Origin of the sequence: Cryobacterium cryoconiti, from assembly GCF_004403065.1 — a bacterium.
Lineage (GTDB): Bacteria > Actinomycetota > Actinomycetes > Actinomycetales > Microbacteriaceae > Cryobacterium > Cryobacterium cryoconiti.
The window spans coordinates 137,162-151,105 of the sequence record NZ_SOHA01000034.1; the positions used below are offsets into that span (position 1 = coordinate 137,162).

Annotated in this window: 13 protein-coding genes; 10 read left to right on the top strand and 3 right to left on the bottom strand. The window is 69.6% G+C overall.

What is annotated here, in order from left to right:
- Positions 1–118 precede the first annotated feature (118 nt).
- Complete coding sequence (locus tag E3T49_RS11275; RefSeq protein ID WP_134424994.1) at positions 119–1,192, bottom strand: alkene reductase; 1,074 nt, start codon at positions 1,190–1,192, stop codon at positions 119–121.
- Positions 1,193–1,355: 163 nt separating this feature from the next.
- On the opposite strand from E3T49_RS11275, the gene E3T49_RS11280 reads away from it, so the two are divergent.
- Positions 1,356–2,426 carry an alpha/beta fold hydrolase gene (locus E3T49_RS11280; RefSeq protein ID WP_241972780.1) on the top strand — a complete coding sequence of 357 codons (1,071 nt, stop codon included), beginning with the start codon at positions 1,356–1,358 and terminating at the stop codon, positions 2,424–2,426.
- Here E3T49_RS11280 and E3T49_RS11285 read toward each other — a convergent pair.
- The gene (locus E3T49_RS11285; RefSeq protein ID WP_134424995.1) at positions 2,363–3,097 is read right to left on the bottom strand and encodes a glucose 1-dehydrogenase; all 735 of its coding nucleotides are present in this window, start codon (positions 3,095–3,097) and stop codon (positions 2,363–2,365) included. The genes E3T49_RS11280 and E3T49_RS11285 overlap by 64 nt on opposite strands.
- Before the next feature lie 102 nt (positions 3,098–3,199).
- On the opposite strand from E3T49_RS11285, the gene E3T49_RS11290 reads away from it, so the two are divergent.
- Positions 3,200–3,880, top strand: coding sequence for a TetR/AcrR family transcriptional regulator (locus tag E3T49_RS11290; RefSeq protein ID WP_134424996.1), 681 nt, complete (start codon positions 3,200–3,202; stop codon positions 3,878–3,880).
- 133 nt (positions 3,881–4,013) lie between these two features.
- Positions 4,014–4,418, top strand: a complete 405-nt coding sequence (locus E3T49_RS11295; protein ID WP_241972782.1) for a DUF7882 family protein — start codon at positions 4,014–4,016, stop codon at positions 4,416–4,418.
- Positions 4,419–4,430: 12 nt separating this feature from the next.
- Here E3T49_RS11295 and E3T49_RS11300 read toward each other — a convergent pair whose 3' ends face one another.
- Entirely contained in the window at positions 4,431–5,294 is an 864-nt protein-coding gene (locus E3T49_RS11300) for a carbon-nitrogen hydrolase family protein (RefSeq protein ID WP_134424997.1), read from the bottom strand.
- A gap of 131 nt (positions 5,295–5,425) precedes the next feature.
- Here E3T49_RS11300 and E3T49_RS11305 point away from each other — a divergent pair, with 131 nt between their 5' ends.
- The 7 genes from E3T49_RS11305 to E3T49_RS11335 all read left to right on the top strand — a co-directional run bounded on the left by E3T49_RS11305 (position 5,426) and on the right by E3T49_RS11335 (position 13,747).
- Positions 5,426–6,997 (top strand): glycosyltransferase family 39 protein, encoded by a 1,572-nt coding sequence (locus E3T49_RS11305; RefSeq protein WP_134424998.1) that lies wholly within the window; start codon positions 5,426–5,428, stop codon positions 6,995–6,997.
- 4 nt (positions 6,998–7,001) lie between these two features.
- Positions 7,002–7,757 (top strand): polyprenol monophosphomannose synthase, encoded by a 756-nt coding sequence (locus E3T49_RS11310; protein WP_134424999.1) that lies wholly within the window; start codon positions 7,002–7,004, stop codon positions 7,755–7,757.
- Positions 7,758–7,877: 120 nt separating this feature from the next.
- Positions 7,878–8,579: an NUDIX hydrolase gene (locus E3T49_RS11315; protein ID WP_420898548.1), complete on the top strand. Its 702-nt coding sequence runs from the start codon at positions 7,878–7,880 to the stop codon at positions 8,577–8,579.
- Positions 8,580–8,709: 130 nt separating this feature from the next.
- Positions 8,710–10,020, top strand: a complete 1,311-nt coding sequence (gene nadA / locus E3T49_RS11320; RefSeq protein WP_134425001.1) for a quinolinate synthase NadA — start codon at positions 8,710–8,712, stop codon at positions 10,018–10,020.
- A gap of 2 nt (positions 10,021–10,022) precedes the next feature.
- Entirely contained in the window at positions 10,023–11,738 is a 1,716-nt protein-coding gene (gene nadB / locus E3T49_RS11325) for an L-aspartate oxidase (RefSeq protein ID WP_134425002.1), read from the top strand.
- On the top strand, positions 11,732–12,592 hold the full coding sequence (gene nadC, locus E3T49_RS11330; RefSeq protein WP_134425003.1) for a carboxylating nicotinate-nucleotide diphosphorylase: 861 nt from the start codon (positions 11,732–11,734) through the stop codon (positions 12,590–12,592). The genes nadB and nadC overlap by 7 nt, the downstream gene beginning before the upstream one ends.
- Before the next feature lie 12 nt (positions 12,593–12,604).
- Positions 12,605–13,747, top strand: a complete 1,143-nt coding sequence (locus E3T49_RS11335) for a cysteine desulfurase family protein (RefSeq protein ID WP_134425004.1) — start codon at positions 12,605–12,607, stop codon at positions 13,745–13,747.
- Positions 13,748–13,944: the final 197 nt, after the last annotated feature.

Below are 13,944 nucleotides of genomic sequence, written 5' to 3' on the forward strand. Positions count from 1 at the left end.
CTTCAGAAATTGCAGGAGTTATGCACATGGCCGGAGCTGGATGAGGGCCGGGTCGGGATGAGGGCCGGGCCGGATGAGGGCCGGGATGAGGTCAGGCCAGAGGGCCGGGAAGCTGGTGCTAGTGCGCCAGGGCCGGGTAGTCCGTGTAGCCCTCGGCTCCGGCACCGTAGAAGGTGAGCGGATCGGGCGCGTTCAGCGGCAGGTCCTTGAGCCAGCGGGCGACCAGGTCGGGGTTGGCGATCACGGCACGTCCGACGACGACAGCATCGGCCAGGTCGTCGGCGATGATGGCCATCGCCTCGTCCCGGTTGGTGACCTCGCCGAAACCGCTGTTGACCAGGAGGGGACCTCCGAAACGGGTCCGCAACTGCTGCACGAGGTCACCGGCCGGCTCGCGGTGCAGGACGCTCAGGTAGGCCAGTCCCAGCGGGGCGAGTGCGTCGGCCAGGGCGCCGTACGTCGCCAGCACATCGGCGGCATCCGTCTCGAGGGCGTCCTGAATGTTGTGCTCTGGGGAGACACGGATGCCCACCCGGCCGGCACCGATAGCCTCGGCCACCGCGGTGACGACCTCAACGACGAAGCGCGCGCGGTTCTCCGGCGAGCCGCCGTAGATGTCGTCGCGCTGGTTGGAGGCGGGAGACAGGAACTCGTGCAGCAGGTAGCCGTTCGCGGAGTGGATCTCGACGCCGTCGAGTCCGGCGGCGATGGCGTTGCGGGAGGCCTGCACGAAGTCCGCGATCACGCCGGGGAGTTCGTCCGTCGTGAGGGCGTGCGGCACCGGGTAGGCGGCCTTGCCCTCGTAGGTGCGGGTCTCACCCGCAATGGCGATGGCGCTGGGTGCCACGACTTCGCGGCCGCCGTTCGTGCCTTCGTGCGTGACGCGACCGGCATGCATGACCTGGGCGACCAGGCGCCCGCCGGCGGAGTGCACGGCGTCGGCCACGTTGGTCCAGCCGGCGATCTGCTCGGGGGTCACGAGGCCGGGCTGGCCCGGGAAACCCTGGCCCGCGTGGCTGGGGTAGGTACCCTCGGTCACGATCAGGCCGAGGGACGCGCGCTGCTTGTAGTGCTCCACGACGAGGGGGCCGGGCACACCTTCGATGCCGGAACGCACCCGGGTCAGCGGCGCCATCACGAGCCGGTTGGGCAGTTGCAGGTCACCGAGGGTCAGCGGGGAGAAAAGATTCACGAATAGCTCTTTCTGTGGGGCAGGGGTGCCATCGGGACGCGTGCGCCGCAGCCGGCCTGGGGAAGCAGGTTCCCCCTGATGGCAACGGCACCGATCCCTCACATATTCCGTTCCGCGAATGACAACGGGCAATCCACAGCGGCGGCCGTGACGAACCACCCCCATGAGCATCCTCGCCCAGACCAGGCCGACCACCTATCCGCGGGTCCTGCCGAGCCGGATCCCCCCGGCGCCGAAAGTACCGGACCAGGGTGCCTACTGCCCGTTCCCGCTGACAAAGGATGCCCGCAGCCTGCGGCTCACGACGAGTTCCATGCGCCTGAGCCGGACCACCGTCTCGGTTCGGCACGGCCGCCGCACCGGCAGCACCACGGCAACGATCCTGCTGCACGGCGCCGCCGGTTCGTGGACCACGTGGACGCCGCTGCTGGCCGCAGCCGACGCCTCCGGGCTGGCCCTGACCGACCTGATCATCCCCGACCTCCCCGGCTGGGGCGATTCGCCGTTCCCGGCCGATGGGCCCTCCCGCTCGATCGAGGCGACCGCGGCCGCCGTCGCCGAGATCGCCCGGGCACTCGGTTACACGTCGTGGAGCGTGATCGGCCATTCCCTGGGCGGCTTCGTCGCCCTCGAACTTGCCGCCTGCGAAACCCGGTCGACCGCGTTCGTCGGCCTCGTCTCGGCCACCACCTATTCGGTCATCGACACCGTGCGGCACCCGGTCGCCCGATTCGCCGCGCTGCCCGGGTATGGCGCCCTGCTGCCGGTGATGCGGGCTCTTGCCTGGGCCGGGCGCCATGGTGACGTCCTGATCCGACTACTCCACCGCACGAACCTGCTGCGCTTACTTGCGGCTCCGCTCTTTCGTCGTCCGCAGCTGCTGCACGAGAGCGTGGTCGGTGCGCTCGCCACCGAGCTGCGCCCGCACGCCTTCGCCGTGGCATCCGATCTGGCCGGGGGCTACGACGCCGACCGGTCGTGGTCCCGGATCCAGTGCGCGGTGCGTGCGGTGCAGGGTGACGCCGACATCTTCGTCGCGCACACGGATGCTGCGCGGCTCCATGCTGTCATCCCCCGCTTCGAGCACACCACAATGCCCGGCACCGGTCATTTCGCGCACGTGGAGAAGCCCTTCGCCACGCTGCGACACCTTGTGCCGGGCCTGCGTGGTCAGTTGTGCGGGATTCCGATCGTCAGCCCGCCGTCGATCACGAACTCGGCTCCGGTCGAGTAGCTGGACTCGTCGCTGGCCAGGTACAGCACCAGGCTCGAGACCTCTTCAGGCTTCGCCCCGCGACGGAGGGGGATCTCGACCATGTTCACGTCGAGGGACTTGGTCATCGCCGTTTCGATGAACCCCGGGTGAATCGAGTTGACCCGGATGCCGAGAGGCGCCACGTCCAGTGCGACCGACTTCGTGATGCCGCGAACGCCGAACTTGGATGCGACGTAGGCGTGCAGCCCCGCACTGCCCAGGAGCCCTTCCACCGAGGAGACGTTGACGATCGATCCGCCGCCCCGCCGGGACAGTGCCGGGATGGCGGCGCGCATTCCGAGGAACGTGCCGGTGAGGTTGATCTCCAGGGTGCGCGTCCACACGTCGATCGGAAAGTTCTCGATCGGGGCCGCGCTGGCGATGCCGGCGTTGTTGACGAGCACGTCGAGGCCGCCGAAGGTCTCGACTGTGAAGGTCACCGCCTGCGTCCAGTCCGCCTCCTCCGTGACGTTGAGGTGCACGTAGCGCGCATTCTCACCCAGTTCCGCCGCGAGGGCGGCTCCCTCGTCGTCGAGGAGGTCCCCGATGACGACCTGCGCTCCCTCGGAAAGCAGACGCCGGGCGTGCGATGCACCCATCCCCCGAGCGCCCCCACTGATCAGTGCGACTTTGCCTTGAACCCGACCCATGATGACCAACTCCTGATTTGAAATTATAAGTAACTCATAAATGAGCGTACTCCTTTCTTTTGTCCGACTGCCGAAGCCGGTCCGCCGCCTAGGCTGAAGGCGATGGATCACAGCCAGGCGACCAGCGCCGCCCCGAACGAGGCTCCGACGAGCGCCGTCGCCCCCGGTCGGCGGGAGCGCAACAAGCAGGACAAGCAGTCCCGCATCCACACCGCCGCGGCGGCCCTGTTCACCGAGCGGGGCTACTCCGCGGTGACGACACAGGACATCGCCGACCGGGCGGATGTCGCCATCGGCACCCTCTTCCGGTATGCCTCATCGAAGGCGGAGCTGCTCCTGATGGTCTTCAACGACGACTGGCGCCGCAGCCTGGAGCACGAGCCTGCGGCGGCCGGCTCGGACCCGCGCACCCGGATCATGGCCCTGCTGGGGCCGCTGGTCACCGCAGGGGCCCGCCACCGGGAGAATACGGCCGTCTACCAGCGTGAGATCCTCTTCGGCGAACCGGGACCGTATCGCTCCGAGGCACTGACCCTGGTCGATCAGCTGGAAGAGGCGATCGGAACGGCGCTCCTCAGCTTCGACGGCACGATGCCCGGCGTCGAGCGCCTCCGACCGGGAACGGATGCCTCGCTGGCGGCGCGCACCGTGTTCTCGGTGCTGCATATGGAACTGATCCGTGCGAGCATCGGGCGCTCGACCGCGACGGATCTGCCCCGGGTTCTCAGCGCCGAGATCGATGTGGTGCTGCACGGCCTCCTGCAGCCACCCGTCCCGCAGTAGGGGGCGATCGCGGCGGCGTGGCGGATTCACTTGTCAACCGGGATCAATACGACCAAACTGAGGATCATTCCTCAGGAGGCCACTCGCTGTGGGCGGCCTTCTGCACAGCCCTATCGATTGAGAGCGGCGCGCCATGGGTTCGTTGACGTATGACAGAGTCACGGTTGAGTTCGACGACCGGATTCTGGCACATCTCCAGATCGTGATCGTGCAGAAACTTCGCCGCGGGGAGAGTTTCCTGCTCTCCTGGCGCAACGCCGCCGAAGCCGGGAACGGTCGCAGTTCCGCCTGGCTGCATCCGGCCATCCCCCTGTACTTCAAGTTCTCCGGCGGCCAGCCGCCCAGCATCAACCCGCTCTGGCTCGCGCAGCTCACCCGTTCCGCGAACAGCTCGCAGGGTCTGGTTGCCACGGGCGAGGAGCGGGCGATGGCCGAGCCCGAACGGCCGGAACGATCCGAGCGAAGCCAGCGCCCGGACCAGAAGTTCACGGTGCGCGCCGCGCCTGCCTCGCAGGACACCATCGCCACCGACCTCTGATCGTACGTCCCGTCAGCGTGGAACCACGGTGAACCGGCGCAGCGCCAGCGCGGGGTTGCGGGCGCGCACGGATTCCAGCCGCTCCGTCGCCACCCAGGCGACCGCGACATCCGTCGTCTCGCCGATCGTGACCAGTTCCACACCCATCGGGTCGACCACCATGCTGTTGCCGACTCCCACCGGCGGCGCGTGGTCGGCCGCGGCCACGTAGACGGTGTTCTCCAGGGCCCGCGCGGTCAGCAGGGTGCGCCAGTGTTGTTCCTTCAATGGGCCCCGCACCCATTCCGCGGGCACCAGAACAAGCTCGACCCCCACGTCGACCAGGCGTCGCGTGACCTCCGGAAAACGGATGTCGTAGCAGGTCTGCATGCCCACCCGCACCCCCGCCACCTGGAACGTCTCGGGCTCCTGCACCGGTCCGGCCAGCACCCAGTCGGACTCGCGGTCGCCGAACGCATCGTAGAGGTGCAGTTTGCGATACTTCGCGACCAGGCGGCCGGCCGGGTCCAGGGCAACGAGCGTGTTCGAGAATCGGTCCGGGTCGTCGGTCGTCTCGAGCATGCCGGCCACGACATGCACGCCGAGATCGGCGGCGATCGTCCCCAGGGCCGCGACGAAGGCCCCGTCGAGCGGCTCGGACGCTGCGGCGAAGGACGGCCCCATCACCGGCTCGAAGAACGCTGAGTATTCGGGGAAGACGATCAGCCGGGCCCCGCGGGCGACGGCCGTCCCGGCGAGCGCGCGCATGACGGAGAGGTTGGCGGCCTGGTCGGGACCGGGGGCGAATTGGGCCACGGCCACTCCCACACCAGACCCCACGGGGTGGGCGCCGGGATCGACGGCTGCGACAGCGCGGGTCACGCGGGGATCGATCATGCCGCCAGCCTAGCCGCCGTGGGAAACCGCGAACCGGCCCGCCGCATCCGTGCCCGTCTGCCCGTCGACACCCGCAGGCAGCCCTGCCCGACCGGGTATCAGGGTTCAGCGAGGTGGCCTAACGTGTATGCGTGTCCTCCCCGTCTGTGGTTTCCCGCCTCGCTCGCACCGAAGCGCCGACCCGTCCCCCGGGTCGAACGGGTGGGCTGGCAGCGCTCCTCGGTCTGTTCGGCTTTCTCGTGTCGGTGGCCGGGTCATGGCAGCCGTCGTTCTGGGGCGACGAGGCGGCCAGCGTCATGTCGGCGGAACGGTCGATTCCCGGGTTGTTCGCGCTGCTCGGGAATGTCGATGCCGTGCACGGCGCCTACTACCTCGTTCTGCACGTCTGGATCGACCTCTTCGGGTCCTCCGAACTGTCGACCAGGGCCCTGAGCGCCCTGGCCGTCGGCGTCGCGACGGCCGGGACGTTCGCGCTGGCCCGCACCCTGATCTCCACCCGGGTCGGCGTGATCGCAGCCCTCGTCTTCGCGGTGCTCCCGCGGGTGACCTATATGGGCGCGGAGGCACGCTCCACCGCCATCGCCACGGCGGTCGCCGTCTGGCTGACCGTGCTGCTGGTGCGCCTGCTGCGCGACCGCGACCTGGATGCCGGCACGCGGTTCGCGCTCTGGGGCGGCTATTCCCTGTTGCTGGCCGCCGGCATCTACTTCTTCCTCTATGTGTTGCTCCTGGTTCCGGTTCTCGGCCTCGCCGTGCTGCTGCTGACGCCGAACGCAGGTGCCAGGATGGCGAGCCTTCGCGCCTGGGTGCTGGCGACCGCCGCCGGCCTCGCCCTGGCCGCACCCGTGATGCTGGCCAGTATCGAGCAGCGGGACCAGATCGCCTTCATCGGGCGCCGCCCTCCGATCGCGGTGCTGACCGCCGCGGTGTACCAGTGGTTCGGCAACACGTCCCTGGCGATTCTGGCCTGGGGTCTGGTGCTGGTGGCCGTCGTGCTGGTGTTCGCCGGCCTGGTCGTGACCGGCCGCGGTCGGTTCGCCGTGCCCATGGTCGAATCGGCGGGGCCGAACACCAGGGCCGCTCTGGCGGTGATGCTGGCCTGGATGATCCTGCCGAGCGCAGCACTCCTGATCGGCACACAGCTCATCACCCCGATGTACTCGCTACGGTACCTGTCGGTCTGCACACCGGCCGCCGCGATCGCCATCGCCGTGGGGATCGCCTGCCTGCGGCCACGCTGGACTCAGGCCGCGGCCCTCGTGCTCATCGCGGCGCTGGCCCTGCCCAGCTACCTCGACCAGCGCAGCGAATTCGGCAAGAATTACGGCGCCGACCTGCGTCAGGCGGCCGAGGTCGTGCGGGCCGGCGCCCAGCCGGGCGATGCGGTCGTGTTCGACGAGAGTGTGAGACCGTCGCGGAAACCCCGGCTGGCCCTGCACGTGTACCCGGACGCCTTCGCGGGACTGAACGACGTCACCCTGGGCCGCTCCTTCGACTCGACCGACGCCCTGTGGGATGTGACGCTGCCTCTGGCCGACGTCACCGACCGGCTCACCGGAACCGACCGGGTCTGGGTGCTGCAGTACGAGGGCAGCGGCGAGAATAGACGCGGGGACGACATCCGCAGCCTGCAGCAACTCGGCTTCACGGTCACGTCGTCGACCCTGCTGAACCGCACGCTCATCATCGAAATGGCAAGGTAGCTCCATGGCTCGGACCCTGATCATCATCCCGACCTACAACGAACGTGACAATATCGCGTCGATCGTGGGCCGAGTGCGGGCGAGCGTGCCGGCGGGCGACGTGCTCGTGGTGGATGATTCCTCCCCCGACGGCACGGGAGCGCTGGCCGACGCGCTGGCCGCCGCGGATTCCCAGGTACACACGCTGCACCGCACTCGGAAGGAGGGCCTCGGCGCCGCCTACCTCGAAGCGTTCACCTGGGGTCTGTCCCGCGGCTACGAACGGTTGGTGCAGCTCGATGCCGACGGATCGCACCTCCCCGAACAGCTGCCGGCGCTGCTGAGGGCGACGGATGCGGCCGACGTGGTGCTGGGCTCGCGCTGGGTGACCGGCGGCGCGGTCGAGAACTGGCCGTGGCACCGCCGCCTGCTGTCTCGGGGTGGTTCCGTCTACTCGCGCGTTCTGCTGCGCCTGCGCCAGCGTGACGTCACCGGCGGTTACCGCGTCTACTCCGCCCACGCGCTCGAGCGCATGGACCTGTCCAGTGTCGACAGCCTGGGCTACTGCTTCCAGATCGACATGCTGCTGCGTGCGGTGCGGGCCGGGCTCACGGTGGTCGAGATTCCGATCACATTCGTGGAACGCACCCTCGGATCCTCGAAGATGAGCGGCTCGATCGTGGCCGAGGCCATGGGTCGGGTCACGATCTGGGGTCTCACCGGCAGGAACGCCCGCCGCGCTGCTGTGCTCCCACCGGCATCCGTGCCGCAGGGCCGCTGACCGGGCGGCCTGACGGAGTCCCCGCCCTCCCCGTCACCCGCCCCAGGCGCGTGACTTCTGGTCAGTCTGACTATAAGATGGTCCCATTCAGTTAGAGTCAGATTGACCTTTACCGAGTGGATGGTGCGGATGAACGGACAGATCGGGGCGGCCCTCGCCGTGTCGACGGTCATCTTCGCCCTGCGGCCGGACCTTGAGTCGGGTTTCTCGACCCTGTGGCTGCCGCTCGTGCGCCGCACCCGCGAGCCCTACCTCGACCAGTGGGCACTCCCCGGCGGCGGACTGCCGACCGACGAGGAACTGGCCGGCGCCGCCGCCCGCACCCTGCGCGAAACCACCGGGCTGACCCCCAAATACCTCGAACAGCTCTACACGTTCGGTGATCCGGGCCGCTCCCCCGGCGGCCGGGTGGTCTCGGTCGTCTACTGGGCACTCGTGGAGTCCGACGAGGCCGCCCTGGCGGTCGTGGACAAGAACGTGCAGTGGTTCTCCGCCGACCATCTGCCGCCGCTGGCCTTCGACCACAACCGCATCGTCGAGTACGCCCTCTGGCGCCTGCGCACGAAGGTCGAGTATTCCCGCATCGCGCACGCATTCCTGGGCGAGACGTTCACTCTCGCGCAGCTGCGGGAGGTGCACGAGGCCGTGCTGCAGAAGGCGCTCGACCCGGCCAACTTCCGGCGAACGATCGAATCGTCGGGCACGGTCGTCGACACCGGCCAGCGCGTCGCCGGGGTGCCGCACCGCCCGCCGCGGCTGTACCGCTACAACGACTCCGTGCACGCGGTCGATTCGGGTGCACTCGAGCCGGCGATCGGATAAGCATGACGACCACCCGCCCCGCAGGCCCCCTGGCCACGCACAACCTGCCTGAACGCCCCTTGTCTGAACGCCGCTTTTCTGAACACCGCTTTTCTGAACACCGCTTTTCTGAACACCGAGGAGTTACCCCATGACCATCGCATCGGTCGACCAGACCATCCGACTCATCAGCACGGGAGCGGCCGCCGGAAGCACCTGCAGCCCCGACCTGGTCACCGCCCCCTGGGAGTTCGATTCCGGCACGCCGGGCTACGGCCCCGGGGCGTCGATGGGCGACGTCATCCCCACCGGGTCACCACGCCAGGGCGACCTGCCCGAGGTCTACCGTCGCGCGACGACGCAGGAACTGGGTGAGCGCATCCGCGCCGCCAAGGCCACGCTCGGCGACCGGGTGGTGATTCTCGGGCACTTCTACCAGCGCGACGAGGTGCTGGCGCACGCGGACTTCGTGGGCGACTCCTTCCAGCTGGCGCAGGCGACGAAGAGCCGGCCCGACGCCGAGGCGATCATCTTCTGCGGTGTGCACTTCATGGCCGAGACCGCCGACCTGCTCTCCACCGCGGATCAGGCCGTCATCCTGCCGAACCTCGCCGCCGGCTGCTCCATGGCCGACATGGCCGACATCGACTCCGTCACCGACTGCTGGGAGCAGCTCGAAGACCTCTACGGCACCGAGCCTGACGCCGACGGCCGCGTGCCCGTGATCCCGGTGACGTACATGAACTCCTCGGCCGCGCTCAAGGCGTTCTGCGGCGAGCACGGCGGCATCGTCTGCACGTCGTCGAACGCCGAAACCGTGCTCGAGTGGGCGTTCGAACGCGGCCGCCGAGTGCTGTTCTTCCCCGACCAGCACCTCGGCCGCAATACGGCCAAGGCGATGGGTGTGCCGCTCGACCGCATGCCGATGTGGAACCCGCGCAAGCCCCTGGGCGGCAACAGCACGGCGGAGCTCGAAGCCGCGCAGGTCGTGCTCTGGCACGGATTCTGCAGCGTGCACCGGCGGTTCACGGTGGACCAGATCGCGGTGGCGCGACAGGAACATCCCGGCGTGAGAGTGATCGTGCACCCGGAGTGCCCGATGAGCGTGGTCGACGCCGCCGACTCCTACGGTTCCACGGACTTCATCAAAAAGGCCATCGAGGCAGCCCCGGCCGGAACCACGTTCGCCATCGGCACCGAGATCAACCTGGTGCAGCGCCTCGCCGCCGAGCACCCCGAGCACACCATCTTCTGCCTCGACCCTGTGGTCTGCCCCTGCTCCACCATGTATCGCATCCACTCCGGCTACCTGGCCTGGGTGCTCGAGGCGCTTGTGGGCACGGCCGACCGTGCGCCCGAGGTGCTGAACCGGATTCAGGTGCCCCTGGACGTCGCCGGTAATGCCCGCATCGCGCTCGAGCGGATGCTCGCCGCGAAGCCGCCAGTCTCGCGCGGAGCCTGACCATGACCCATGTGCTCGTCGTCGGCAGCGGACTGGCCGGACTCATCGCGGCGGTGCGGGCGACGGATGCCGGCCACCGGGTCACGCTCGTCACGAAGGCGGGCCTGCCCGACAGCAACACCCGTTACGCCCAGGGCGGCATCGCCGCGGCCATGTTCCCCGACGACTCCGTCGAATCCCACGTTCAGGACACCCTGCGGGCCGGGGCCGGGCTCTGCGACCCCGTCGCGGTGCGCGTGCTCTGCTCCGAGGGGCCGGCCCGGGTGCGCGATCTGATCCGCTTCGGCGTCGACTTCGACCGTGACGAGTCCGGGGTGACCCGGGGTCTCGAGGCCGCCCATTCGCGCTCGCGCGTGCTGCACGCCGGCGGGGACGCCACCGGCGCCGCCATCGAGGCTGCCCTGGTGGCGACGGTGCGGGAGCGCGCCGCCCGATCGCTGCGGGACCCCGGTGCCCGCCTGAACATACTGGAACACACCATGCTGGTGGACCTGACCGTGCGGGACGGGAGGGTGACCGGGGCCGTACTGCTCGGGCCCGACGAGATTCTCACCCCGCTGGTCTCCGACACGGTGATCCTGGCGACGGGCGGCGCCGGCGAGCTGTTCCCGCACACCACGAACCCCACCCTGGCGACGGGCGACGGAGTCGCGGCCGCGTGGCGAGCCGGGGCATCCGTGTCCGACCTCGAGTTCTACCAGTTCCACCCGACCGCGCTCGCTGTACCCGGCACCCCGCTGGTGTCCGAGGCGGTGCGCGGGGAAGGCGCCGTGCTGCGAAACTCCGCCGGCCACCGTTTCATGCTCGAGGTGCACCCCGACGGCGAACTCGCCCCGCGCGACGTCGTTGCCCGGGGCATCGCCCGGGAAATGGCCCGGCAGGGCGGCGTTCCGGTGCGGCTGGACGCGACCGGTCTCGGCCGGGAGCTGCTTGAGCGACGATTCCCGACCATCACCGCGGCCTGCCGTGCGGCCGGCCTGGACTGGGCCGTTGAATCGATCCCGGTCGCGCCGGCCGCGCACTACTGGATGGGCGGCGTGCTCACCGATATCTGGGGCCGCAGCAGCCTGCCCGGCCTTTTCGCGGTGGGAGAAGCGGCCCGCACGGGCGCTCATGGCGCCAACCGGCTGGCGTCCAACTCCCTGCTCGAAGCCGCCGTGTTCGCCGACCGTGCGGTGCGCGCGCTGCGCCTGCCGGTACGGGGTGTGCGGAATGGGGGGACCTCGGTCTCGACAGGCTCGACCACCGGAGGCCCGGTCACGACAGGCTCGACCACCGGAGGCCCGGTCTCGACAGGCTCGACCACCGGAGGCCCGGTCTCGACAGGCTCGACCACCGGGGATCGGGCGGCCGTGCAGCAGCTGATGTGGGAGTGTGCCGGAGTGCTGCGGAGCGGGGCGAAACTCGCCGCCGCATCCGTCACCCTGGCCGACTGGGCGACCCGGAGGCCGGAGCCCGACGGCACCGCCCCGCTGAATATGCGTATTCGGGCATATGAGGACGCCAACCTGCTCGACCTGGCGGGGGTCACTGTGGCCTCGGCCCTGGCCCGGCAGGAATCTCGCGGTGCCCACCACCGCTCGGACTTTCCCGATAGTCGCCCTGAGCTCGCCCACTCCATCGTCTGGAGCCGCGGCGCCGGGGAGACCGCCGCCGAGATGAACAGCACCGTGAACCTGGACCACCTCACCGAGGCCGAGGAGGCCATTGCATGCTGACCATGAACGCCATCGACACCGTCGTGCGCGCCGCACTCGATGAGGACGCCCCCTGGGGTGACCTGACCTCGCAGGTGCTCATCCCGGCGGACGCCGTTGCCACCGCCCAGCTGGTGGCGCGCGAGGCCGGGGTCTTCAGCGGCGGGGCCGTGTTCGCATCGGCATTCCGGCTGACCGACGCAGGAATCGTCGTGCGGATGCTGGTGGCAGACGGCATGGCATTCGCGGCCGGCGACGCCCTGGCCGAGGTATCGGGGTCCGCCCGCGGCATCCTGCAGGCCGAGCGCATCGGGCTGAACTTCGTGCAGCGGATGAGCGGGATCGCCACTCTGACCGCGCTCTACGTGGCCGAGATCGAGGGCACCCGGGCCCGCATCGTCGACACCCGGAAGACCACCCCCGGCCTGCGCGTCCTGGAGCGCGCGGCCGTGCGGGACGGGGGCGGCCACAACCACCGATTCAGTCTCTCCGACGCGGTGATGGCCAAGGACAACCACCTCGCTGTGCTCACCGCCGGCGGCCTCAACCTCACCGAGGCGCTCCGCCAGGTTCGCGACCGCATCTCCCACACCACGCACCTGGAGGTGGAGGTGGACCGGATCGACCAGATCGAGCCGGTGCTCGCCGCCGGCGTCGACACGATCATGCTGGACAACTTCTCGCTCGACGACCTGAGCGAGGGCGTACGCCTGACGAACGGCCGAGCTCTCGTTGAGGCCAGCGGCGGTGTGTCGCTGGCGACCGTGCGCGGCATCGCCGCCACCGGCGTCGACGTGATCTCGGTCGGGGCCATCACGCACAGCGTGCGCTCCCTCGACCTCGGCCTCGACGTCGTCATCCTCACCGAGGGCTGATCGGACGCCGTCATGATCTACCTCGACAACGCCGCGACCACCCCGGTGCGCCGAGAGGTGCTCGAGGTGCTCTGGCAGCAGCTCGCCGGCCGATTCGGCAACCCGTCGAGCCACCACCGGGTGGGCGAGGCTGCTGCCGCAGCCCTGGCCGAGGCACGGGCGAGCGTTGCCGACGTGCTCGGTTGCCGCCCGGCGGACGTGGTCTTCACGACCGGCGGCACCGAGGCCGACAATCTCGCGATCAAGGGCATCGCCCTCGGCGCCCCGCGCGGACGCCACCTCATCACCACGGCGATCGAGCACGAGGCCGTGCTCGAGTCCTGCGATTATCTGCGACGCCTGCACGGCTTCGAGGTCACCCTCCTCGACACGGATGTCTCCGGCCGGGTCGACCCGGAACAGCTCCGCGGCGTCCTGCGCGCGGACACCACCCTCGTCTCGGTGCAGTACGCCAACAACGAGGTCGGCACCCTCCAACCGTTGACCGAGCTCGCGGCACTCGCCCGCTCTGCCCGGGTGCCGTTCCACACGGATGCCGTCCAGGCTGCCGGCTGGCTTCCGGTCGACGTCGGCGCCCTGGGTGTGGACGCGCTGAGCATCTCCGGCCACAAATTGGGTGCGCCGAGCGGCACCGGCGTCCTCTTCCTCCGCCGGCGGATCGCAGTCGAGCCGGTGCTGCACGGCGGTGGCCAGGAGCGCGGGCGCCGAAGCGGCACGGAGAACGTCCCGGGGGCTCTGGCATTGGCCACCGCACTGCGCCTGGCCGAGGCCGAGCGCGCGGAGGCTGCCCCCCGCATCATTGCCCTGCGTGACGCGTTCATCGCCACAGTGCTGGCGGGCACGCCGTCCGCCCGCCTCACCGGACATCCGACCGAGCGTCTGCCCGGCACCGCGTCGTTCGTCTTCCCTGGAACGAGTGGCGAGGCTGTGCTGCTCGAACTCGAAGCGCGCGGCATCGTCTGCTCCAGCGGGTCGGCCTGCGCGGCAGGCAGTGACGAGCCCTCCCACGTTCTGACCGCGCTGGGCTACCCGGCCGAGGTCGCCCAGACCGCCGTGCGGTTCACGCTCGCCTCCACGACGACAGCAGCGGATGCCGCGCACGCCGCCGCATCCGTTGAGGGTGCCGTGGCCACCGTGCGCGGTCTCGGCAGCTGAACGGCCTTACCCGGTCCCAACGGCGCTGGCGCACAGTGTGCGCACGCGTGTGTGCACGCGCGGACTTCGCGCGTGTGCACGCGCGCGACCCGACAAAGCGAGGAGAGTTGTCAGACAATTAACGAAGGACCCGTCACGCCCGAAGAAACGTGCCTCGATCAGGATATCTCTTACCGAGACCCGGTCTCGGGGAGGCC

What these genes read in the sequence shown, in the direction of transcription:
- E3T49_RS11280 (WP_241972780.1), top strand. Translation starts at nt 1,356, where the DNA reads ATGAGCATCCTCGCCCAGACCAGGCCGACCACCTATCCGCGGGTCCTG.
- E3T49_RS11285 (WP_134424995.1), bottom strand. Translation starts at nt 3,097, where the DNA reads ATGGGTCGGGTTCAAGGCAAAGTCGCACTGATCAGTGGGGGCGCTCGG.
- E3T49_RS11290 (WP_134424996.1), top strand. Translation starts at nt 3,200, where the DNA reads ATGGATCACAGCCAGGCGACCAGCGCCGCCCCGAACGAGGCTCCGACG.
- E3T49_RS11295 (WP_241972782.1), top strand. Translation starts at nt 4,014, where the DNA reads ATGGGTTCGTTGACGTATGACAGAGTCACGGTTGAGTTCGACGACCGG.
- E3T49_RS11300 (WP_134424997.1), bottom strand. Translation starts at nt 5,294, where the DNA reads ATGATCGATCCCCGCGTGACCCGCGCTGTCGCAGCCGTCGATCCCGGC.
- E3T49_RS11310 (WP_134424999.1), top strand. Translation starts at nt 7,002, where the DNA reads ATGGCTCGGACCCTGATCATCATCCCGACCTACAACGAACGTGACAAT.
- E3T49_RS11315 (WP_420898548.1), top strand. Translation starts at nt 7,878, where the DNA reads ATGGTGCGGATGAACGGACAGATCGGGGCGGCCCTCGCCGTGTCGACG.
- nadA (WP_134425001.1), top strand. Translation starts at nt 8,710, where the DNA reads ATGACCATCGCATCGGTCGACCAGACCATCCGACTCATCAGCACGGGA.
- nadB (WP_134425002.1), top strand. Translation starts at nt 10,023, where the DNA reads ATGACCCATGTGCTCGTCGTCGGCAGCGGACTGGCCGGACTCATCGCG.
- nadC (WP_134425003.1), top strand. Translation starts at nt 11,732, where the DNA reads ATGCTGACCATGAACGCCATCGACACCGTCGTGCGCGCCGCACTCGAT.
- E3T49_RS11335 (WP_134425004.1), top strand. Translation starts at nt 12,605, where the DNA reads ATGATCTACCTCGACAACGCCGCGACCACCCCGGTGCGCCGAGAGGTG.